This is a genomic window from Deinococcus sp. (assembly GCF_018260405.1).
In the GTDB taxonomy this organism is placed as follows: Bacteria; Deinococcota; Deinococci; order Deinococcales; family Deinococcaceae; genus Deinococcus.
Window position 1 is genome coordinate 1 of record NZ_JAGLBG010000030.1, and the last position, 21,783, is coordinate 21,783.

Consider the following 21,783-nt stretch of genomic DNA (forward strand, 5'->3'; position numbering starts at 1 on the left):
AGCAGAAGAAAGTGCGTTGGAGCGGGAATGGAGAGGTTCCGGCGCTTTCCCGGAATCTCGCAATGTTAGCTTCAACGCACTTAGCTACAATGGCCGCACTTACAGGAGGCCGCCGTTATGTGGGAATGTCAAATTTGGGTGCTGAACGCTGCGCCCAGCCGTATGGTCGCCGTTGCCCGCGTGATTCCGTGAGCGCTGTTCCACCGGCAGCAACAACCATCGACTACGGGCGGCTGTTGCCACTCTACGCGGCCCAGGCGCTGGCGACCGGTTCCACGACGGTCAGTACGGTTCTCGCCAGCCTGATTATCAGCGGCATGGGCAGCGAGAGCCTCTCGGGGCTGCCGAGCACGCTCATTCAACTTTCGGCGGCGGCCTCAGCCAGTCTGTTCGGGGCGCTGATGCTGCATTCGGGCAGACGCCTGGGCCTCTCACTGGCGTTTGTGCTGGGGGCACTCGGAGCGGTGGTCGGATTTCTGGGGGCCAGATCTGGCCTGATGCTGGTGTTTTTGCTGGGGGCGGCCATGATGGGCGCGGCGCAGGGCGGCTATCAGCAGGCGCGGTACGCCGCCGCCGAAAGTGTGCCTGACAGTAAACGTGGCACGGCCCTCGGCGTGCTGATGCTCATGAGCGTGCTGGGGTCGCTTGTCATGACCGGGGCTTCACGGCCTATCGAGCAGCTTGGGCTGGTGCTGGGCGTCAGTGCAGAGGCGGCGGGCTGGTTGGTTGGCGGCGGCCTGCTGGGCATCGCGGCCCTGCTGATGCTGGTCTGGCGGCCCCTGCGTGCGCCCGTTGGCACTGCTCCGGTGCGCCTGCCGATGCGTGAAGCCTTCCGGATTCGGGGGGTTCGCAGCACGACCCTGGCCCTGGCGACCGCTCAGGGACTGATGGTCACTTTAATGAGCCTAACTCCTTTGCGGGCGCATCATATGGGAATGTCGCACGCGGGGGTCGCGGCACTCATCAGTGGGCACATCGTGGGCATGTTCGGCTTCGGCTGGCTGACCGGGCCGCTGATCGACCGCTTTGGCGTGCGGCTGGGCTATGTAGGCGGGTCGCTGTTGCTGCTGGCCGCCGCGTTGACCGCTCCGTTGCCCGGCACGGCCTGGCTGGGCGTCAGTATGTTCTTGCTGGGCTTCGGTTGGAATCTGGCCTTTGTCGGCGGCAGCAAGGCACTCTCGCGCTTTCCCTCGGCCCAGGGCGCCGCCGACAGTCTGGGGTACGTCGCGGCGGCTTCCGGGACCCTGCTGGGCGGCTGGATTATCGGGCACTCTGGGTTTCCGCTGCTGGCCGGAATCTGCGCGGGGCTGGCGCTGTTGCCGCTGGTGAGCGCGTGGCGGGCTGCACCTAAGTACACCGGAAGTTAGAGCAGCTTGCAAAAAGATAGTGCTCTTTTGACCATCTTTTTGCCGAGTGGAGCGAGTGAAAAAGAAGGAGCAGGACGTAGGATGAAGGGGGCGGCGGTGTTGTTCCGACGTGCCCCTCATTCGGAGAACTGCTCTAAGGTGTACCTGCTCAGCTCGCAAGGGCACCGGATTGCCAACTCCATGCCCGCAACCTGGTTTGCGCTCACCGGCTCTGCGGCGCAGCTCTACAAGTCCGCCCTAACTGAACGGTTCTTGCAGACCTTTGAACCGGAAATTTCTCAGTATTTTCCGGACAGGCTCTAGGCACACCGCACCTCACCTTCCCAGTTGTTCGGAAGGCGAAAGAAGAAAATTCAGGCTAAAGTCACCTTTTCCCCTCAGGGAATCAGCGCCTCTAGTTGGCTCAGCCGCTTACGCAGCGTTGCCCCGTCGGGCGCAATCAGGTTGACGTGGCCCAGCTTGCGCCCCTTGCGAAACGCCTTGTGGTAGAGGTGAATGCGGGTGCCTTCCAGCGCGTCGATGCCTGCCCAGTCGGGTGCGACCTCCTCCACACCAACATAGTTCACCATCGCGCAGGGGTGCAGGGGCCGCCAGTCACTGAGCGGCAGGCCCAGCACAGCCCGCACCTGGGCTTCAAACTGGCTGAGGCCACCGCTGTCTTGGGTCAGGTGTCCGGAGTTGTGTACGCGGGGGGCCACCTCGTTGACCAGCAGTTGCGGTTGCTGATCTGGGCCGCCAGGCAGCAGAAAAAATTCGAGGGTGAGCAGGCCTTCCAGCTTCCAGTTTTCGGCCACCGCCCGCGCTATGTTCCGGGCCTGGGCCTCGGTGCCGTCCGGTACGTTCGCTGGATAGACACTGGTTCTTAAAATGCCGTCTCGGTGAACATTTTCGACCAGTGGGCCGAACGCGACCTGACCGGAAGGCGCACGGGCCACCGCCAGACTGACCTCGCGCCCGAACTCCACGAAACCTTCCAGCACACACGGCACACTGCCCAGCGCTTCCCAGGCCTGCCCCAACTCGAAGTCGCTGGCGACCCGTGCCTGCCCCTTGCCGTCGTACCCCAGTTCGGAGGTCTTGAGGATGCCGCGCCCGCCGACGGCCCTGAGTGCGCCTTGCAGCTCCGGAGCCGACTCGATCACCACGAAGGCCGCTGTCTGCGCTCCGGCTTCACGCAGTGCCAGTTTTTCGCGGGCACGGTGCTTACTGCGCTCCAAAAGGGCCGCGCCGGGACGCACGGGGACGCGGCCCCGCAGAGTGTCCAGCGCCTCAACCGGAACATTTTCAAATTCCAGGGTCACGGCGTCGCATTTTGTTAGTTCTTCCAGGCCCGCCGGGTCGGTGTAGGGTGCGTGCAAATGATCGGCGCACAGCCGGGCCGGGGCGTATGGGTCGGGTTCCAGCACCTTCACCCGTACCCCCAGCGGCAGGGCCGCCAGCGCCAGCATCTGCGCAAGCTGCCCGCCGCCGAGGATGCCCAGCGTGGCCCGTGGCTGCTGGTCTGTGGCTGGTGCAACAGTGGGGGTCATGCCTCGCCCGCCTGGGGGTGGCCTGCAAAGTAGGGGTCGTCCAGCACGGCCTGGGTCTGCTTTTCGCGAAAGGCACAGAGGCGTTCGCGCACCTGTTCGTCGGTCGTGGCGAGGAGGGCGGCGGCGAACAGCGCGGCGTTTCTGGCCCCCGCCTGCCCGATAGCGAAGGTGGCGACTGGCACCCCGGCGGGCATCTGCACAATGCTCAGTAGACTGTCCTGGCCGCTCAGGGCGCGGCTCTGCACCGGCACGCCCAGCACCGGCACGCGTGTAAAGGCCGCCAGCATGCCCGGCAGGTGAGCCGCGCCGCCCGCCCCGGCGATAATGCAACTTAGGTTCAGGCGTTCGGCGCGGGCCGCGTAGGTCGCCAGCAGCCCCGGCGTGCGGTGGGCCGAGAGCACCCGCACCTCGTAGGGAACCTGTAACTGGGTGAGCAACTCCAGTGCCCCCTGCATGGTCTCGAAGTCGCTGCGGCTGCCCATCACCACACCGACGCGGGGCACAGTAGTGGGGGGGACAGAAACGGGGGGCACAGAAATGGAAGGCACGGTAGCGGGGGCGGCGGAATGGTTCGTCACGCCCCGTAGTTTAGGACGCGGGGGTTCTCCTGGGTCTGCCCTAGCCCTCCTGGGTCAGCTCTCTTGGGTCAGCCCGCCGCGATCTGCTGCAAGGCCAGGGCCAGCGCCGCCGCGTTCTGCTCCAGCGTGTGCCCGCGCAGTACGCTTTGGCGGGCTTTAACCCCCATGCGGGCCAGCTGCGCCGGGTGGGACGCCAGTGCCCGCAGCGCCGCCGCGTACCCTGGCACGCCGTTACCGATCAGCAGCCCCTCGCGGCCAAAGTCGATCAGTTCGCGCTGGGCCGGAATGTCGTTGGTGACTACTGGCGTGCCGCTGCTCAAGGCTTCGAGGGTGGCGAGCGACTGGTTTTCGGCGATGGTCGGTTGTAGCGCCACGTCGGCGGCGCGGTACAGCTCCGGCATGTCGTGACGTTTGCCGAAAAAGCGCACGTTGGGCGTGGCGATGGCCCTCAGCGCACCTTCCAGGTAGCCGGTGCCCACCAACACGAAATCCAGCTCGGGCACGGCGCGGGCGACCGCCATGACGGTGGGGTGGTTTTTCTCGATACTCATGCGGGCCGGAACCAGCACGGTAAAGCGCGTGAAGCTGTACTCGCGGCGCAGGGCTGAGCGTTCGGCGGGGTCGGCGGGGCGAAATTTGCGGGTGTCTACGCCGTTAGGCACGGCACGCACATCCGGCATACCGTGCCAGCGCCGCAGGTACGCTGCGGCCCAGTTCGACACCGTTATCACGTGCTGCGCCCCGCGAATGTCCCTGGCCTGCAAGACCCCGTAAAAAGCGCGGTAGATGTCTTGTGGCAGCCCCGGAATATGCAGCATCAGCTGGTCGTGAATCAGCGACACGAACGGGCCGCGCAGCAGCTGGTAATACTTGCGGTAGCCCAGCGCGTTCCAGCTGCTCAGCACGGTCAAGTCCAGGCGGCTTTCGAGCGGCGCCACATCCTGAAGCTGGTGGTAGGCGTGCACCGGAATCTGCCGCGCCGCCAACTGCTCACGGAAATCGGCGGTGCCGGGCGCGGCGGGCATGGCAACCTCGGCCTGCACGCCGTATTCGCGCATCGGCGGAATCAGTTCGCGCAGGTAGACCTCGCTGCCGCCCACCGCCGGGGCGTCGGTCACGAACAGGACTTTGAGGGGCGCGGTCATCATGTCTACGGTATACCTTCGGGCCAGGCGGGGGGAGGACTGGGTTTAAAAGTCCGTGCCCAGGCCGCAGCCCTGAATAGCTTTCCTCTCAATCTTGCAGCCAGCCACACGCTATTGTCTGACCTGTCGCGCCCCCAGGCGCGGTCATCCAGACTCGCCGGAGGGTTTTTCCTGCCCATACGCACGGCGGAGCAACCGGCCAACATTTCGGTAACGGTGCTTTCAGGAAGGTTTGTTTTGTAGCGCCGACGATGGCACGAACAAACCGATGCCCGCAGGAGGTGCATTACCGCTATGAGCCAAACAGTAAAGGCCGAGGCCGTTCAGAACCCTATTTTTGCAGAAGCGCAGCAACGAATTTTAATTCTCGATGGCGCGTGGGGCACCCAGCTTCAGGACGCCAATCTCACCGAGGCCGATTTCCGCTGGCCCGAAGCCGACCCCCTGCGGATGTACCGGGGTAACTTTGACCTGTTGCAACTTACCAAACCGGACGTGATCCGCGCCGTCCACCGCGCCTATTTTGAGGCCGGGGCGGATATCGCCAGCACCAATACCTTTAATTCGACGACCATTTCGCAGGCCGATTACGGCGCCGAGGCACTGGCCTACCGCATGAACGTGGAAGGCGCACGGCTGGCCCGCGAGGTGGCCGACGAGTTCACGGCGCGCGACGGCAGGCCGCGCTGGGTGGCCGGAAGTGTGGGGCCGACCAACCGCACGGCGACGCTCTCGCCCGACGTGGAGCGGCCCGAATTTCGCAACGTGACTTTTGATGACCTGGTGAGCGCCTACAGCGAGGCCATTGCCGGTTTGATGGCAGGCGGCGCGGACTTGCTGCTGATTGAAACCGTTTTTGACACGCTGAATGCTAAAGCCGCGCTGTTTGCCGCGCAGCAAGTGTTTGAAGAAAAGGGCCGCGAGTTGCCCATCATGCTCTCGGGCACGATTACCGACGCCTCCGGGCGCACGCTGAGCGGGCAAACGCCGGAAGCCTTCGCTGTGAGCACCGAGCACGCCAATTTGTTCTCGCTGGGCCTGAACTGCGCTCTGGGCGCGGATTTGCTGCGGCCTCACCTGCGGGCGATTGCGGCAAATACTGAGGCGCTGGTGTCCGTTCACCCGAACGCGGGCCTGCCCAACGCCTTTGGCGAGTACGACGAAACGCCCGAGCACACGGCAGCGGTGCTGGCCGACTTTGCGCGCGAGGGGCTGGTCAACATCGTGGGCGGCTGCTGCGGCACCACGCCTGAACACATCCGGGCGATTGCCCAAGCTGTGCGCGACCTGCCCCCGCGTCGGCCTGCCCAACTTGCACCCCACCTGCGCCTGGGCGGGCTGGAAGCTTTTACCCTCACGAGTGAGACCAACTTTGTGAATGTGGGCGAGCGCACCAACGTGACTGGTAGCCCGCGCTTTAGCAAGGCGATTTTGGCGGGGGATTACGACGCGGGCCTCAAAATTGCCCGCCAGCAGGTACAAAACGGTGCTCAGGTGGTAGACATCAACTTTGACGAGGGGATGCTGGACGGCGAGGCCGCGATGGTCAAGTTCCTGAACCTGCTGGCCGGGGAACCCGACATTTCCCGCGTGCCGCTGATGCTCGACAGTTCCAAGTGGGAGATTCTGGAAGCGGGTCTTAAGCGCGTGCAGGGCAAGGCCATAGTGAACAGCATTTCGCTCAAGGACGGCGAGGACAAATTTTTGGAGCGGGCGCGGCTGCTGCGGCGGTACGGGGCGGCGGCGGTGGTCATGGCCTTTGACGAACGCGGGCAGGCCGACAATCTGGAGCGCAGACAGGAGATTCTGAGCCGCGCCTACCAATTGTTGACCGAGCAGGCCGCTTTTCCGCCGCAGGACATCATTTTTGACCCCAACGTGCTGACCGTGGCGACGGGCATTGAGGAGCACGACCGTTACGCGCTGGACTTTATTGAGGCCACCCGCTGGATTAAGGCAAACCTGCCGCTGGCTAAGGTGTCGGGCGGAATTTCCAACGTGTCGTTCAGCTTCCGGGGCAACAACCATGTGCGCGAGGCGATGCACGCGGTTTTTCTGTACCACGCTATTCGCGCCGGGCTGGACATGGGGATTGTCAACGCGGGGATGCTGGCAGTCTACGACGACATAGAGCCGGAGCTGCGCGAGGCCGTGGAAGACGTGATTTTGGCCCGCACGCCGCGCACGGGGACAGACTCGGCCACCGAGCGGCTGCTCATCCTCTCCGAGCGGTACAAGGACGTCAAGCGCGAGGCCACCGCTCAGCACGCCTGGCGCGACCTGCCCATCCGCGAGCGGCTGACTCACTCGCTGGTGTCGGGCATTTCGGACTTTGTAGACGAGGATGCCGAGGCCGCCTATCAGGAACTTGGCAGCCCGCTGAAGGTCATTGAAGGCCCGCTGATGGACGGCATGAATGTGGTCGGCGACCTGTTCGGCGCGGGCAAAATGTTTCTGCCCCAGGTGGTCAAATCCGCCCGCGTGATGAAGAAGGCCGTGGCTTACCTGACGCCGTACCTAGAAGCTGAGAAGTCCGAGAGCAGCACGAAAGGTAAGGTGCTGTTGGCAACGGTCAAAGGCGACGTGCACGACATCGGCAAAAATATCGTGGGTGTGGTGCTGGCCTGCAACGGTTATCAGGTCAGGGATTTGGGCGTGATGGTCAGCGCCGAGCGCATTCTGGACGAGGCGCTGGCGATGGGCGCGGACGTGATTGGACTCTCGGGCCTGATTACGCCCAGCCTGGATGAGATGGTGAACGTGGCCCGCGAGATGACGCGCCGGGGGATCAAATTGCCGCTGCTGATTGGCGGCGCGACCACCAGCCGGGCGCACACGGCGGTCAAGATTGACCCGGCTTACGACGGCACCGTGGTACACGTGCTGGACGCCAGCCGCGCCGTGACCGTGACCAACGACCTGCTGACCGACGAGGCCGCCTACGCCGAACGAACACGCGGCGAATACGACGCTTTGCGCGAGCGGCATGGGGAGCGGCAGGTGCGGCTGGTGACGCTTGAGGAGGCGCGGGAACGTGCGCCGCGTCTAAGTCCGGTGGTGCCCGTCACGCCGAAGACTCTGGGCCGCCAGATCATCCACCAGCCTCTCCCCGACCTCTTGCCGTATATAGACTGGACGCCCTTTTTCATCGCCTGGGAAATGAAGGGCATCTACCCCAACATCCTGACCGACCCCCTGCGCGGTGAGGAAGCCCGCAAGCTGTTTGGCGACGCTCAGGCGTTGCTGGAGCGCGTGATGGCCGAGGGCCGCCTGCAAGCGCGGGGCGTGATTGGGCTGTGGGCGGCGCGGCGGATGGGAGATGATATTGAGGTGCTTTCTCCCTCTGACACCTCCCTCCCAGCCTCTCCCGCAGGTGGAGAGCAGCAAGAGGTGGCCACGCACCACGCCCTACCTGCTACTCACCGCCTCCACACCCTTCGCCAGCAGCGCCAGCAAGCCACTCCTAACCTTGCCCTGGCCGATTACATTGCCCCGGAAGGCGACCACATCGGCGCCTTTGCGGTCAGCATCCACGGTGCGGAGGAACTGGCCCGCGAGTTTGAAGCGCAGCACGACGACTACAATTCCATCATGATTAAGGCGCTGGCCGACAGGCTGGCCGAAGCTTTTGCCGAGAAGCTGCACCGCGACGTGCGAGTAGACTACTGGGGCTACGCGGCGGATGAGGCGCTGGAAAATACCGACCTTATCAAGGAAAAGTATCAGGGCGTCCGCCCCGCACCCGGTTACCCCGCCCAGCCTGACCACACCGAGAAGCGCACCATCTTCGCGCTGCTGGGCGCCGGGGAAATCGGTCTGCAACTGACCGAAAGCTGCGCGATGTCTCCCGCCGCCGCCGTCTCGGGCCTCTATTTCGCGCACCCGGAGGCCCGTTACTTCGCGGTGGGCCGCATTGGACGCGACCAGGTAGAGGACTATGCCGCACGCAAGGGCTGGACGCTGAAAGAGGCGGAGCGGTGGCTGGGGCCGATGCTCGCGTATGACGCGGGGTCAAACGGTCAAACGGTCAAACCTTCTGCCCAAGGCGGCCCACAGTGACCCGCATCTCCCTGGAACTTATCCCCCGCTCCCGCTCGGCGCTGCGGGCTGAACTGGCCGAGGTGCAGGCGACCTTTCCAGCGGTAGACACGGTTAATATTCCAGACCTGACCCGCTTTAGCACCCGCTCCTGGGAGGGTTGCGCCTTCGCGCGGCCACATTTCCGGGCTATTCCACATATCCGGGCCATCGACCTGAACCCGCGTGAGCCACTGCCGATGGCGGGGTTACTGGTGGCGCACGGCATAGATGAGGTGCTGATTGTGACCGGAGACGCGCCCAGCGATATGAACCGCCAGGTGTACCACGTAGACGCCGAGCAGGCCATCCGCCGCTTTGCCCGCGAGCTGCCGCACGTGCGGGTGTACGCGGGCCTCGACCCTTACCGTCAATCGTTTGCCAAAGAGCGCGACTACATGGAGCGCAAGCTGGAAGCCGGGGCAGTAGGTTTTTTTACCCAGCCCTTTTTTGATTTGCGGTTGATTGAAGCCTACGCCGACCTGGTGCCGCAAGGCGCAGAGATGTGGTGGGGGGTAACCAACGTCACCACCGAGGGCAGCATGAATTACTGGGCCACCCGCAACGCCGCCGTGTACCCAAAGCACTTTGAGCTGTCGCTGGACTGGAACCGCCGCCTGGCGGCTGACACCCTGCAATTTGCACGTGACCGGGGCCAGCACGTGTACTTTCAGCCGATCCGCACAGATATTAGGGAGTACCTGAACGGAATTATCTAAGGAGGTCTCGGTGGCAGTTGCGCGGATTCGGGGAAAGCGCCCGCATCTGCGCCGCAGCGCAGCTCTACGAGTCCACTCGAATTGAACGATCTTTGCAAACCATTCAACCCGAGTCTGTAGGGGGCAGCGCAAACTGTCGAGGGAGGGTGAGTGCATACGTGCGGGGAAACGTCCCGGACGCCTGTCAGCTCAGGTCTGCCGGTTACGATCCTAGCCTTCTGAGCCTCCCCCTTCCCGGAACTTAGCTGGGCTGGGTTTCTTCGGGAAACTCCAGCTTGCGGGCGTCGCTCCACAGGCCTTCGAGGTCGTAATACTCGCGGGCATCCTTGGTCATGATGTGAACCACGATACTGCCGCCGAAGGCCAGCAGCAGCCAGCGGTCGCTGGGGCCTTCGACGCTGGGGCGCTGTAACCCGGCTTCCATCGCCTTTTGGCGAACGTTCTCCTGAATGGCGTTGAGCTGCAACCCGGCGGTGGCTGTGCAGATCACGAAGTAGTCTAGGGTGGTGCTTACGGACGTCAGGTCGAGAACGGCGACGTCTTCGGCGCGGCGTTCACGGGCGGCGTCCACAATGGCGCGGAGTTGCTGGCGGGCTTGCTGGTCTGGTTTCATTTGTTCTCCGAATTGGTCTGTGTAGTGGGCAACTGGGCCGCTGGATAAGCTGCCTTCAGCGCCCCGAGGTTGTGCATGGCGTCTGCGCCTAACAGGATACCGACTTCTCCGCTGTTCACTGGAAAGCGCTCGCCCTGAAGCCGGGGAAGGCCCAGGGCGTCGGCCAGCTGTTCGGCCCCCCGTACGTTGTCCTGGGTAAAGACCTGGCTGGAATCGTTGCTGCTGTCGGCGGTTTTGACCCGGACATTCCTGTACCCCAGCGCCCCCAGGGCCTGGGCGAGGGGTGCGCCAAGCCCCGCGCCACTGGCGTCGTGAATAGTGACCTGAAGGTCGGCGCTGGTGACCGGCGAAGTAGAAAGGTCTGAAGGTGCGCTTCCGCCTGGTACGGGCACTACTGCTGCACTGCCCGCTATACCGTCCGCGCTTCCCGCAGTCCAGACCTGCGTCAGCTTTTCACGGTCCACCGCCAGATTGAAACTGTGGCGAATGGTGTTGGTCGGCAGGGTCGCGAACCGCAGTTTCATTGTGCTGAGGTGAGGCAGCAGGCTGGTCAGCAGGTTCGGATCGACATTGGTTTCGACCCCGTTGCCGATTCCGCCCAGGATAGTCGGCATCGCTGCGAGGCCCCTGGGCGACTTCAGGCGGGCGGCCAGCTGGGTCAGGGCCTGCTTCTGGTGATCGATGCGGCCATAATCGTCGCCGAAGCCCTTACGCACGCGCAGGAACAGCACGGCGTCTTCACCGCCCAGATGATGATTCCCCGGCGACAGCTTGAGGTTGACCCCGGCGGCCTTATCAATCCATTCGATGCCCGGCTGCGGCACGTTGACATCCAAACCCCCCAGGGCGTCGATGACCCGCGCCACGTAGTCGGCCCGCACGATTACGTAAGAGTCAATCCGCTCACCCGTAATTTCTTCTACGCCCTGGGTCAAGGCGGTGGGGCCGCCACTCCAGTATTTACTGTTGATCTTCTGGTCTGCGGGCGGCTTGTCGTAGTCGTAGTCACCTACGGTGGTGTCGCGGGGAATGTTCAAGACATTGACGCTCTCACCACTGACCTTGACCAGCATCAGCGTGTCGGTGTTGGGCGTTTGCAGCAGTCCTGTGCGCTGATCCTGGTTTTTGCAGGGCAGATGGTAGTAGCAGTAAATGATGTCGCGCCCCGCCAGCAAAACCGTGAATTGCGGCGCGCTGCCGGGCACCAACGTGGGGGCCGCTCCGCTAGGGCCGGAGAGCTGCGTGACCCCGAGTCCGGCCAGACTCAGGCTCGCTAGGCTCAGGCCAAAGACCTGCAAGGCCCGCAGCCAGCGATGGGCTGAATATAGAGGCCGAACTGGCCCCGCAGAAAAAGGCCCGGGGCGCGTTTCAGACTCTGGACGTGGGGCGGGTGTGGGGGAATCAAGGGAGAAATAATGGCTCAAAGTAACGGCTCAATCTGGAAGATCACCAGAATGACTGGCACGAATAGAAGCTTCGGCGCAGTCACTCTTCGGCGTGGGGCAAAGGAGTGAGAATCAGGCTGGCGGGCGGCTTGGGCAGGGCCTCGAACCTCTTGAGTGTTCGCGGATGCACCGGGAGGTCACGCCCCTGAAGATACGTGACTTTGGAGACAATAGCGCGGTTCAGGGCGCTGCTTAGGTCCGAAAGTGCCAATTCACGGATATCGTCGTTGACTCCCCGCCCCGGTTCCGAGACATCCGCGATATAAACGCACGCCGAAATCTGGTGACCGGCACGTGGCCCGGTGGTGTGGTCCTCAATCGCCTCAAGCACCTGCTGGTCGTGATATCCCCAGTGCTCCAGCAGTGTTCGGCCAGCGCGGCCATGCAGGGCAAGGGGGTGGCGCAGGTCAATATCGCACTCCGCAGGAGCCAGCCGCAGCAATTCGCTGTCGGGCAGGTCGCGGGCAATGTCGTGCAGGATTCCGGCGGTGTAGGCCGCGTTGGCCTCACTGAAACTCAGGCCGTTGCTCAGGGCGATCTGGTAGGCCAGCTGGGCGACCCGGCGCACATGCTCATAACGCCGGGGCCGCACCATCAGACGAACACGCTGCTCCCAGTCACCAAGACCAGGGAGCGCAGGTGGCAGCGGCAAGTCGAGCACCTTGGCGTTCATCTGGATGGATAACCCGTTCCCCAAGACATTGAACAATTATACGTCTTTGTTGCGGGTATGGCTCACTCATTTCATGAACCGGACTTGAGCAATCTCCCGAGGTCAAGTTCACCCTGTTTCGGAGCATTTATTCGGCCAGAAACCCGTGTAGCGGGGGCTGGGTGGCAAACCGCACCCACTCGCCGGGCAGCACGTCCGGCAACGTTTCAAAGCCCGAGAGCACCAGTGGCAGCCGCGCCTGCACCACCCAGGTTCGGCGCGTAACGTGCAGCACGCGACCCACACCTTCCACCGCCGATACCCCGCTGACGGTCAGGCTTTCGCCGTCAGCGCTGGCCTCTAGAAGCTCCAGTCGTCCGGGGTCCAGAATGCCGTGCACGATGACGCGGGCCTCGCCGGGCTGCGCCGTGTACGGCCCGGTGCGGTCAAACAGGTACAGCACCCGCCCCGCCGACATGAATTCCATCAGCGGGCTGCCCTCACGCTGGGGGTACAGCAGACCGCTGGCGGCGTACTGGGCGTAACGCCCGGTGAATTCGGTCTCCGAGTTTTCCAGGGCGCGTTCGCTGGCCCGGGACTCGTTCGTGCGCGGCGGGCCAGCCTGCGCTCCAGTCAAGAGAACACCCCAGTCAGATCAAAAGACAGACACCAGCTCATTGCCCCGATTCTACTCGCCCGCCTCATCCGCCGCCTCATGCGTGGTGCAGCTGCCAGGTTCGCCAGACCACATCCGCGACCACGCCCCCCAGCATGGTTAGCGCCAGCCACATGTTGGCGTCGAAAAAGGCCACGTTGACCTTGCCCAGATCGTCTGGGTCCATGATGCGGTGCTCGTACAGCAAGATGCCGCCCATTGCCAGCGCGGCGAGGTAATACCAGAAGCTGCTGCCCGCCAGCACGCCCACCAGCACCAGCAGCACAAAGGTCAGCAGGTGCGAGACCGCCGCGATCTTGAGGGCAGTGGGAATGCCAAACCTGGCCGGAATGCTCTTGATACCGTTGGCAAGGTCGAACCTGTAGTCCATCGTAGCGTAGATGGTGTCCAGACCAATCATCCAGAAGATGACGACCGCCCACAGGGCCCAGGCCGCAGGGGAAAAATGTCCGGTCACCGCAATCCAGCCGCCTGCCGCCGCCGCCCCATCGGTGATGCCCAGCCACACGTGGCATAGCCAGGTAAAGCGTTTGGTGTACGGGTAGCCGATTAGAAAAACCAGCGCCAGCGGCAGCAGCACCAGGCACAGTGGGTTGAGCTGCGCCGCCGCGACGACCAGTACCACCACGCTGAGCGCCACCAGCCACCACGCCTGTGCGGGCGAGACCTTGCCGCTGGGCACCTCGCGGCCCGCCGTGCGGGGATTTCTGGCGTCTATGGCCCGGTCGATTACGCGGTTGGCCCCCATCGCCGCCGTGCGGGCCGCCGCCATCGCTACCGTGACCCAGATCAGGGTATGCAGGCCGGGCCAGCCGGTGGCGCGCTCCTGCATGCTCGCCAGCAGCATTCCGGCGTAGGCGAATGGCAGCGCGAATACGGTGTGCTCGAACTTGACGAGGTCGAGATAGGTTTTCAGGCGGCCCGGCACGTTCACAATGTTGCAAGATAGCGCCGCCGCACACCGTCACCGTGAGCGCTTACCCAGAGTTGCGCTAGCTTAGGCTTCATGACCAGCCCATCCGGAACCCTCACCGTCGCCTTTCAGGGCAACCCTGGCAGTTACGGCGAGATCGCGGCCCTTAACGCTGTTCCTCACACTGGCCAGACGCTTGGCTGCCCGACCTTTCATGAGGTCATGCAGGCCGTCGAGCGCGGGGACGCGGATTACGGCGTGCTGCCCGTCGAGAACAGCCTGATGGGAGCCATTCACCAGGCGGTAGACCTGCTGTCCGACACCGAATTGCATGTGATCGGTGAGGTCGTGGTGCGCGTGAGCCACTGCCTGATGGCGCTGCCCGGCGTGGCGCTAGGCGACATCAAAAAAGTCGCCAGTCAGCAGCCCGCGCTGGATCAGTGCACCGTGCTGATCCGCGAGCATGGCTGGCAGCCGCTGGCCCGCCACGACACCGCCGGGAGCGCCAAGGACCTCGCCGAACGCGGCGCACGCGACGAGGCCGCCATCGCCAGCCGCCGCGCCGCCGAACTGTACGGCCTGAATATCTTGCAAAGCGAAATCGAGGACGAGAAATTCAACTTCACCCGGTTTATGATTCTCTCGCGCCACGGGCTTGAGGCGTCGGCAGCGCCCCGGAACACGCCCTACAAGACCAGTGTCGTGTTCGCGGTACGCCACACGCCGGGCTTTTTACTTGAAACCCTGAGCGAACTGCGCGGCCTGAACCTCTCGCGCATCGAGAGCCGCCCGCGCAAGGATCGTGCCTGGAGTTACCTGATCTACATCGACATTGACGGCGACGCTCAGGAGCCGCAGATTGCCCAGGCCCTCGCTGGGGTGCTGCTTAAAGCCAGCTACATGAAGATCATCGGCAGTTATCCAGCGGCGCAGGGCACAGTGGGGTAAATAAGTCAGTGGGCTGAATAAGCCAGCCACAGGGTCATGCAGACCCGCTTTCCGGATAGGCTCTACAGACGGGGGCGGGCTGTAAAGAACCCAGCCTCACATTGAAGCTGGGTCTGTGGCTTGGAACGGGGGAACTGTAAGCCGGGTTCTGTCCACCACCTCGCGGCGGTTGCCGGGTCATCTATCTGGGGCGCACATCGCTGCGCGTCTCTAGCGACCATCCTGGCGGTCATCGGGCGGGCCACCCTACCGCGCTGTCGGGTCTTGCACCAGATGGGGTTTACCAGCGTCCCAGGTCTCCCTGGGGCCTGGTGCGCTCTTACCGCACCGTTTCACCCTGACCTTTGCCACCCTGCGCCGGGGCTGTCTGGCAAAGGCGGTCTGGTTTCTGTGGCACTGTCCTTCGACTTCGCCGCTTCCCGCACGCTTTAGCGCCCGCGCAGGCGCTCGACTCGCCGACCAGCCGTTAGCTGGCATCTTTGCCCTGCGGTGCCCGGACTTTCCTCACCCGGCCCCACAAATGCAGGGCTGGGCGCGACCAGGTATTCCCCCGCGCCGCTCAGGATAGCAGACGCGCCTAAGCAGCGGGCCTTCTTAGCCCCAGCGCCGCACGATGCGCTCCCACTGGCGGTCCCACACCTGCGGCGGAGTAGCGGAAGGATTGAGCAAGTCCTGCAAATCACGCGAGTCGAGCTGGCGGTACTCGCCCACATCAAGGTCGGCCAGCCAGTAGCCGCCCACCCGGTAGCGCAGCAGGCGCGAGACGGGGTGGCCCAGGGCGTCTAGCATGCGCCTGACCTCGCGTTTGTGGCCTTCGGTAAGCACCAGAAAGGCCCCGCCCACCGCTGGAAAAGCGCTGACCGCCTTCGCCAGTCCGTCCTCCAGTTCGATGCCTGTCACCAGCCGCTCCAGTTCGTCCTCGGTGGGGTCTACCTCGCCGTCCGTCCAGGCGCGGTAAGCCTTTTCGTGGCCGTAGCGTGGATGGGTCAGTTGCATGGTCAGGTCGCCGTCGGTGGTAAGCAGCAGCAGTCCTTCTGAGTCGCGGTCGAGCCGCCCTACCGGATGCAGACCTGGAATGTTGGGCATGGCGTCGAGCACAGTCTTGCGGCCATACTCGTCGCTGGCAGTGGTCACGTAGCCGCGCGGCTTGTACAGCGCGTAAGTGACCTTCTCGACGTGATCGGTTTCGATCAGTTGCCCGTCCAGGCGAATGTCGTCGTGCTCGGTAACGGTCTGACCCAGGGCCGCGACCACGCCGTTAACGCTGATACGCCCCGCCTTGATAAGTTCCTCGGCGGCGCGGCGCGAGGCGACCCCGGCGCGGGCCAGCCGCTTTTGCAGTCTCTCCCCGTTCACAAGTGGCGCTCCGGATAGGACACCAGGGCCACGACAGCCAGCACACCCAGAAAAGCGCATAACAGCAGCAGCAGCGTTCGCAGCGCGGGCGGTATGGTTTCGCCCGTTTTGAGCATAGCTGGCAGCAGCGTGGCGACGGTCAGCAGGTTGCCCCCAGCCAGCCCGCCGACCTTGGCCCCGTCGGGCCGCTGGCTGGCGGCCACCTGATAGGCTCCCCAGGCCAGCAACAGCCCGCCCATGACGCGCACCAGCCACAGCGGTGAGAACCCGGCCATAGCGACCAGAGCAGGCGGAAAAAAATAGAGAAACAACCCGGCTGGAATAAACAGCAGGGCGGTCAGCCAGAAAGCGGCACGCAACACAGGGCCTAGTGTAGCGGGCATCGGGTACAGTCGGCCTGAACTGAGCGCCGTCCGTTTTACGCCCCTATTACTACATGGAAGCGGGGTGCAGGAGAACGGGGGCGCGGCTAGGGTTCCTGAACGCTTTTCTTACCCGTCCTCAGAACGCGCCGCATATAGTTAGCGGGGACGTTGATCAAGAAGGAGCCTGCTGCGTTGAACCTTCCCTTTCTCGGCACCACCGGACTGCGTGACCTGCTGGATATCCTGCTGGTGGCCGCTCTGGTCTATCAGTCCTACAAACTGATCGTGGGTACCCGGGCTGTGAATGTGCTGCGCGGCATTCTGGTGTTTGCTGGGGTCTGGGTCGCGGCGCAGATCCTGAACCTGATCACCCTTAGCACGCTGCTGGGCAAGGTTGGTACGGTGGGGCTGTTTGCCCTGCTGGTGCTTTTTCAGCCTGAGCTGCGGGCCGCCCTGGAACGGGTAGGTCGTCCGCGAACCCGTGAAGCCCGCAGCGGGGCGGCCCTTCAAGACCTGGCCCGCGCAATGGAGCGCCTGGCCGAGCGTAAGACCGGCGCACTGATTGCCATAGAACGCCGCACCCCGCTGGGCGAATATGCCGCAACCGGTGTGCCGCTCGACGCCGTGGTCAGCGTGCCTTTTCTGGAGGCGCTTTTTGCCCGCAACGCCCCGCTGCACGACGGCGGGGTGATCTTGCAGGGGTCGCGGGTCGTGGCCGCTGGGTGCCTCTTTCCTTTGCAGCAGAGTGACGGCACCTACCGCCGCTACGGCACCCGCCACCGCGCAGGCATCGGCCTCTCGGAACTGACCGACGCCGTGGTGCTTATTGTCAGTGAGGAGCGCGGCAGCATCCGCATTGCGCTGGGCGGGCGGCTGGGGCCGGATCTCAACGGCACCGAACTGCGCGACCAGCTCCGCGCTCTGGTCTACGAGTATCAGGATGAGACGGCCACAGCCCCCCGGAGTCCGGCATGAATAGAGAGTCCGGCATGAACAGAGAGTCTCAACCGACCTGGGCTGCCGAGGTCCGGCGCTGGCTGCACCCCAGTTATGTCTGGAAACGCCTGCGGCATAATTTCTGGCCCAAGATGCTTTCGCTGGCGATTGCAGTGGTGCTGTGGCTGGTGACCACCGCCGACCGCCGCGCCAATGTCGAGCAGGGCTTCGACGTGCCTATCACTATTCACGACACCACGGGCGGCAGCGAGCGCCGGGCTGTGAGCAACCTCAGCGCCGAGACAGTGCGGGTGACCCTGTCGGCCCGGCCCGACCGCCTGCGCGAACTGACCGCCGCCAAGATCGAGGCGATGGTGGACGTGACCAACCTGCCGGAGGGAAATTTTAACCGCCGCGTCACAGTGACGGTGCCCAGCGATACTGCACTGGCGCGCAAAGCCCCCGACAGTGTGCAGGGTTTTATAGATACGCAGCTTTCACGCACCCTGCCCATTACGGTCAGTGTGGCGACGCCCCCCGAAAACAGCCTGCCCCGCTACACCGTCGTGCCCAGTGAGGCCAGCGTCGGTGGCCCCAGCCGGGTGGTGTCGGCGGTCAAAACGCTGATCGTCAGTCCTGTTTCCCTGGAGCCGGGCGACGACCGCGAAGTCAATCTGATTGCGCTGGATAGCGGCGGCAAACCCGTCGAGAATGTCGAAATCAGGCCCGCTAGCGTGACCCTGCGCCGCATCGACAATGGCAGCGTGCCCGTCAAGGCGCTGCGCGTGACCCTTAACGACCCACCTGCCAACCTGAAGGTGACGGCCCAGAGCCTGCAACCCAGCACCGTGCGCGTGGTGGCCGCCCCTGAGCTACTCGGACGCCTTCAGGAAGTGGCCGGAAACGTGACTTACCACGCCGGAACGTACACCGCGCCGGTTCAGTTGCAACTGCCCGCCGGAGTGCAGGCCCTCGAGGAAGTCGCTGTGCGCCTGACAGTCACCCCTACCGCTAGGGCGAAATAGAGCGGGGGCGGCCCGTCAGGATTTCCAGTCAAGATGATGAGTCGCCCGGTCAGTTGACGCCTTCCATGCCCACCCAGAGCACCTGGCCGCCTGAGTGCATGGCCGGGCCGCTCAGGGCGTCCTGCGGCAGCCAGATGTGCCACGCAGGGTTGATGCTGGTCACGTCGGGCAATCCCGCCGCCTTTTGCAAGGCGTTTTGGTAGGTGGTGCAGTCAAGCGCGTCGTCCGTGCCGCCGACCAGGTAGGGTGTACCCTTCAGGCGCTCGGCCCCGGCCCGCAGCCTGGGCAAACGCTCAGGCGTTACGCCCACATCGAGCACGATAACCGCGTGGCGCCTGTACAGGCTGCTCTCGGGGCGGTTCTTGACCCCGCCGTCGAAAAAGCCCGGCGAATCGGTCACGGTTCCTGCCGAGAACTTGCGGCTGATGTGGCTGCATACCCCCCACGACAAGCTCTTGGCGCTGGCATTGCACACCACGATCACGCTGCCGTCCGGAGCGCGGCGCACCGCTTCGGGCACGCTGAGCAGGCGGTCGGCGGGCACGGTCTGGTCAAGCAGCAACCGCACCGGGTCGATGGTTCCTCCGGCCGGGCCGGGCCGGAAGTTCAGCGCGTGGATATTCTGCGGCGGCGAGCAGGCGCACAGGCTCAGCAGCAGGGCAGGCCACGCGGAACGGGGCAAGACCGGAAAAGACATGGCCGCATTGTCGGGCATCCGGGCGCAGCGTTGGTCATGTGGTGTTGGCCGCGCTGTGTTGGCCGCGCCAGGTCAGGGGGGCGGGGTCAAGGGGGAGCGTGGCCGCGTGCCGGGCAGCTACACTCGGCGTATGACTTCTGCCGCTCCCAGCCTTCAAGCTCTGCTTCAGGTCGCTGTGCAGGCCGCCCAGGCTGCCGGGGCCATTCACCTGAAATACCTGGGTAAGGTCGCGCAGGTGCGGGCCAAGAGCAGTTTTGCCGACCTGGTCACCGAGGTGGACGGGGAAGCCGAGCAGGCCATTCGCCGCGTCATTCTGAACGCATACCCCACCCACGCTGTGCTGGGCGAGGAAGAAGGGCAGTCGGGCGAGGGAGACTACCGCTGGATCGTGGACCCGCTCGACGGCACGGTCAACTACGCGCACGGGTATCCGGTGTTCTGCTCGTCAGTGGGGCTGGAAATCGGCGGCGTGCGCTCGGTGGGGGCCATTTTCGACCCGACGCGCAGCGAACTCTTTACCGCTACCCATGGCGGTGGGGCCTTTTTGAACGGGCAGCCTATCGGGGTCAGCCGCGTTCCCACGCTGAACACGCCCGCGCTGGTTGCCACCGGCTTTCCTTACGACACCAGCGGCGAGCGCAATCTGGTTCACGTCGCCAAAATCCTGCGGCTGGGGGTACCTCTGCGGCGGCCCGGCGCGGCGGCGCTCGACCTGTGTAACGTGGCCTGCGGGCGTATGGACGCCTACTGGGAATACGGCACGCACCCCTGGGACGTGGCGGCGGGCAGCCTGATTTTGGAAGAAGCCGGGGGCCGCGTAACCGACGTGCGGGGCCAGCCCGACCCCTACGCCGAAATGATCGTGGCCACGAACGGCCAGCTGCACCCCGAACTGCTGGCGCTTCTTCAGGAGTGAACGGCTAAGCCCTGGCGCTTTACAAGCCCCGCAAGGGGCGAGGGTCGGCTAGACCTGTTGCAAAAGTCGCCCGGCTATTTCAGCTTCAACTTAGAGCATTTTGCAAAAAGATAGTGCTTTTTTGACCATTTTTTTCCGAGTGGAACGAGTGAGAAAAAAGAGCAGGACGTAGAATGAAGGGGGCGGCGGTGTTTTTCCGACGTGCCCATCATTCGGAGAACTGCTGCGAGTAAGCCATTTTGCACTGTTCCTGTCAGAACCGGTGCGCCATGCTGTAGGCCGAGGTCGCTATGCCCAACGATATTCAATTGCCCGTGCCCCTGAAAGTCACTGCCGCTCCCTCGCTGGAGCTGGCCGCCTTTCTGAACCTGTGGCGTGACGAGAATTACGCGGGTATGGCACGCAAACTGCGCTTGCCGATGCATCCGGGGCAGCGCAAAACGGCCCGTGAGGTGCGCGGCGAGTACAAATCACGTGTGCTGCTCAACTTCCGCATTCTGGCGGTGCGCGATACCGATGCGGCGGCCAGCACGGTCACGGCGCTGCTCAGGTGTGCCGAAAACGGAGAAACCCTGTCACGGCGCTGGCAGTTCCGGATGGTGTACCTCGACGCCCGGCATCAGCCGGTGCCGCGCGATCAGTCGGGAGGGCGCTGGGTGCCCGTGACCGTGGCGATGCTGCCCGACCCGCCCGCGCCAGAGCCTTTGCAGGCGTAACGTGGACATAATCCAGGCGTAACACTACGCCCAATTTTTGCTCTGGCCGTACAATACTCGCCATGCGAATTCGTCTCGATCCCTGGCCTATTGATACCGACGACGGTCAACTGGGCCTCAAGCCCTTCGAGGGCGAACTGATAGATGTCGAAACGCCGCGCTGGGGCGCCATTGCCGCCAAGGCTATCCCCGAGCGGCTGCGTGAGGTTTACCTGGTGGACGGCAGGCGGCGCATGGAGTCGCGGATTTTTATCGATGACGAGGCGGGCAATGTCGGCGTGGGCGGTTTCGGGGCCTACGTCGCGGGCGCGGTCAAGCTGTGCCCGCACGGGTCGCACTTGGCTGTGCTGGAACAGGTCAGGGCGCAGCGGGTGCTGGCCTACGCGCCGGGCCTGCACATCGACCCCTACCGGCTTTCGCCCCGGCATCCGCATACCGGGCAGCTGGAATACACGCCGCTGCCCTGCGCTGCAAACGACCCGCTGGCCCCCATGCACGCCGTACAGCAGGCCATGCTAAACGCCGAACAACAGCTTTCGCACGGGCTGGCCTCGCAGGTTCCCTTCGACGAGGAAGACGAGCGCGAAGAACTGACCTCCTTGACCTTGCAAGACGGCACGCTGCGTAGCAAAAACCTGGGCGGGGCGGTGGTGGGCTGCGTCAAGACCATGCAGACCCAGTACCTGCCACCCGACCGCGTGGGGCTGTTGGGCGAGTTGCAGCCCGGCGAGCGCACCCCGATTCTGCACCTCAAGTACAACGGGGGCCGCTTTGTGCGCTTCACCTGGTATGTGCGCCTGAGCCGCGCCCCCTTTTATCAGCACCCCATGAGCGGCGTAATGCGCCTGGAAATGTACGCCCCCGACGAGGCCGACTTTTTGCCGCCTATCGTCCGCAAGGTCGCCAATCTCAGCGGCACGCTGCTGGGCCGCCTCGCCAGTGCGCCGCACAAGGACGCCCGCGCCCCCCAAAACCTGATTCCCACCGCCGCCCTGGAACAGGCCATGAGCCGTGCGATGGGCAGTCAGGAACTGGTCACGCGCCGCATCCGTAGCCATCTGGCCCGCGAAATCGGAGCCGTCGCATGACCCAGAAACCGGTCAATCAGAA

At 64.2% G+C, this 21,783-nt stretch carries 20 protein-coding genes and 1 other RNA gene; 9 read left to right on the plus strand and 12 right to left on the minus strand.

Going from position 1 to position 21,783, the window contains the following annotated elements; all coding sequences use genetic code 11:
* The first annotated feature begins 188 nt into the window (after positions 1-188).
* Positions 189-1,367, plus strand: a complete 1,179-nt coding sequence (locus QZ269_RS05610; RefSeq protein WP_291425197.1) for an MFS transporter — start codon at positions 189-191, stop codon at positions 1,365-1,367.
* A gap of 377 nt (positions 1,368-1,744) precedes the next feature.
* Here the strand turns inward: QZ269_RS05610 and purK are convergent, their stop codons facing one another.
* The 3 genes from purK to QZ269_RS05625 form a co-directional block, all read right to left on the minus strand.
* Positions 1,745-2,896: a 5-(carboxyamino)imidazole ribonucleotide synthase gene (purK, locus tag QZ269_RS05615; protein ID WP_291425199.1), complete on the minus strand. Its 1,152-nt coding sequence runs from the start codon at positions 2,894-2,896 to the stop codon at positions 1,745-1,747.
* Entirely contained in the window at positions 2,893-3,429 is a 537-nt protein-coding gene (gene purE, locus QZ269_RS05620) for a 5-(carboxyamino)imidazole ribonucleotide mutase (protein WP_291425241.1), read from the minus strand. Before purE ends, purK begins: the two co-directional genes overlap by 4 nt.
* A 113-nt stretch (positions 3,430-3,542) precedes the next feature.
* Positions 3,543-4,622: a glycosyltransferase family 4 protein gene (locus QZ269_RS05625; protein ID WP_291425201.1), complete on the minus strand. Its 1,080-nt coding sequence runs from the start codon at positions 4,620-4,622 to the stop codon at positions 3,543-3,545.
* 291 nt (positions 4,623-4,913) lie between these two features.
* On the opposite strand from QZ269_RS05625, the gene metH reads away from it, so the two are divergent.
* Positions 4,914-8,678, plus strand: a complete 3,765-nt coding sequence (gene metH, locus QZ269_RS05630) for a methionine synthase (RefSeq protein WP_291425203.1) — start codon at positions 4,914-4,916, stop codon at positions 8,676-8,678.
* Positions 8,675-9,415 carry a methylenetetrahydrofolate reductase gene (locus QZ269_RS05635; protein ID WP_291425205.1) on the plus strand — a complete coding sequence of 247 codons (741 nt, stop codon included), beginning with the start codon at positions 8,675-8,677 and terminating at the stop codon, positions 9,413-9,415. Before metH ends, QZ269_RS05635 begins: the two co-directional genes overlap by 4 nt.
* Positions 9,416-9,656: 241 nt before the next feature.
* Here QZ269_RS05635 and rsfS read toward each other — a convergent pair whose 3' ends face one another.
* From rsfS to mqnP, 5 genes are all read right to left on the minus strand, one after another.
* Positions 9,657-10,028 carry a ribosome silencing factor gene (gene rsfS / locus QZ269_RS05640; RefSeq protein ID WP_291425207.1) on the minus strand — a complete coding sequence of 124 codons (372 nt, stop codon included), beginning with the start codon at positions 10,026-10,028 and terminating at the stop codon, positions 9,657-9,659.
* Positions 10,025-11,326 (minus strand): LCP family protein, encoded by a 1,302-nt coding sequence (locus QZ269_RS05645; RefSeq protein ID WP_291425209.1) that lies wholly within the window; start codon positions 11,324-11,326, stop codon positions 10,025-10,027. The genes rsfS and QZ269_RS05645 overlap by 4 nt, the downstream gene beginning before the upstream one ends.
* Positions 11,327-11,513: 187 nt before the next feature.
* Positions 11,514-12,146: a bis(5'-nucleosyl)-tetraphosphatase (symmetrical) YqeK gene (yqeK, locus tag QZ269_RS05650; RefSeq protein WP_291425211.1), complete on the minus strand. Its 633-nt coding sequence runs from the start codon at positions 12,144-12,146 to the stop codon at positions 11,514-11,516.
* A gap of 127 nt (positions 12,147-12,273) precedes the next feature.
* Positions 12,274-12,762 (minus strand): hypothetical protein, encoded by a 489-nt coding sequence (locus QZ269_RS05655; protein WP_291425213.1) that lies wholly within the window; start codon positions 12,760-12,762, stop codon positions 12,274-12,276.
* Between the two features lie 76 nt (positions 12,763-12,838).
* Positions 12,839-13,735, minus strand: coding sequence for a menaquinone biosynthesis prenyltransferase MqnP (gene mqnP / locus QZ269_RS05660; RefSeq protein ID WP_291425215.1), 897 nt, complete (start codon positions 13,733-13,735; stop codon positions 12,839-12,841).
* A 72-nt stretch (positions 13,736-13,807) separates the two neighbouring features.
* On the opposite strand from mqnP, the gene QZ269_RS05665 reads away from it, so the two are divergent.
* Positions 13,808-14,662, plus strand: coding sequence for a prephenate dehydratase (locus tag QZ269_RS05665; RefSeq protein ID WP_291425217.1), 855 nt, complete (start codon positions 13,808-13,810; stop codon positions 14,660-14,662).
* Positions 14,663-14,783: 121 nt separating this feature from the next.
* Here the strand turns inward: QZ269_RS05665 and rnpB are convergent.
* The 3 genes from rnpB to QZ269_RS05680 form a co-directional block, all read right to left on the minus strand.
* Positions 14,784-15,216, minus strand: an RNA gene (gene rnpB / locus QZ269_RS05670) — RNase P RNA component class A.
* A gap of 40 nt (positions 15,217-15,256) precedes the next feature.
* Complete coding sequence (locus QZ269_RS05675; protein ID WP_291425219.1) at positions 15,257-16,018, minus strand: pseudouridine synthase; 762 nt, start codon at positions 16,016-16,018, stop codon at positions 15,257-15,259.
* Positions 16,015-16,380: a hypothetical protein gene (locus QZ269_RS05680; protein ID WP_291425221.1), complete on the minus strand. Its 366-nt coding sequence runs from the start codon at positions 16,378-16,380 to the stop codon at positions 16,015-16,017. The genes QZ269_RS05675 and QZ269_RS05680 overlap by 4 nt, the downstream gene beginning before the upstream one ends.
* A gap of 195 nt (positions 16,381-16,575) precedes the next feature.
* On the opposite strand from QZ269_RS05680, the gene cdaA reads away from it, so the two are divergent.
* Entirely contained in the window at positions 16,576-17,358 is a 783-nt protein-coding gene (gene cdaA / locus QZ269_RS05685) for a diadenylate cyclase CdaA (protein WP_291425222.1), read from the plus strand.
* Positions 17,355-18,344 carry a CdaR family protein gene (locus QZ269_RS05690; RefSeq protein WP_291425223.1) on the plus strand — a complete coding sequence of 330 codons (990 nt, stop codon included), beginning with the start codon at positions 17,355-17,357 and terminating at the stop codon, positions 18,342-18,344. The genes cdaA and QZ269_RS05690 overlap by 4 nt, the downstream gene beginning before the upstream one ends.
* 49 nt (positions 18,345-18,393) lie before the next feature.
* On the opposite strand, the gene QZ269_RS05695 is transcribed toward QZ269_RS05690, so the two are convergent.
* Positions 18,394-19,041 (minus strand): hypothetical protein, encoded by a 648-nt coding sequence (locus QZ269_RS05695; RefSeq protein ID WP_291425225.1) that lies wholly within the window; start codon positions 19,039-19,041, stop codon positions 18,394-18,396.
* Between the two features lie 130 nt (positions 19,042-19,171).
* Here QZ269_RS05695 and QZ269_RS05700 point away from each other — a divergent pair, with 130 nt between their 5' ends.
* From QZ269_RS05700 to QZ269_RS05710, 3 genes are all read left to right on the plus strand, one after another.
* Positions 19,172-19,957, plus strand: a complete 786-nt coding sequence (locus tag QZ269_RS05700; RefSeq protein WP_291425226.1) for an inositol monophosphatase family protein — start codon at positions 19,172-19,174, stop codon at positions 19,955-19,957.
* 290 nt (positions 19,958-20,247) lie between these two features.
* Positions 20,248-20,673 (plus strand): hypothetical protein, encoded by a 426-nt coding sequence (locus tag QZ269_RS05705; protein ID WP_291425228.1) that lies wholly within the window; start codon positions 20,248-20,250, stop codon positions 20,671-20,673.
* Positions 20,674-20,735: 62 nt separating this feature from the next.
* Positions 20,736-21,761, plus strand: a complete 1,026-nt coding sequence (locus tag QZ269_RS05710) for a DNA double-strand break repair nuclease NurA (RefSeq protein ID WP_291425230.1) — start codon at positions 20,736-20,738, stop codon at positions 21,759-21,761.
* The last annotated feature ends 22 nt before the right edge of the window (positions 21,762-21,783 follow it).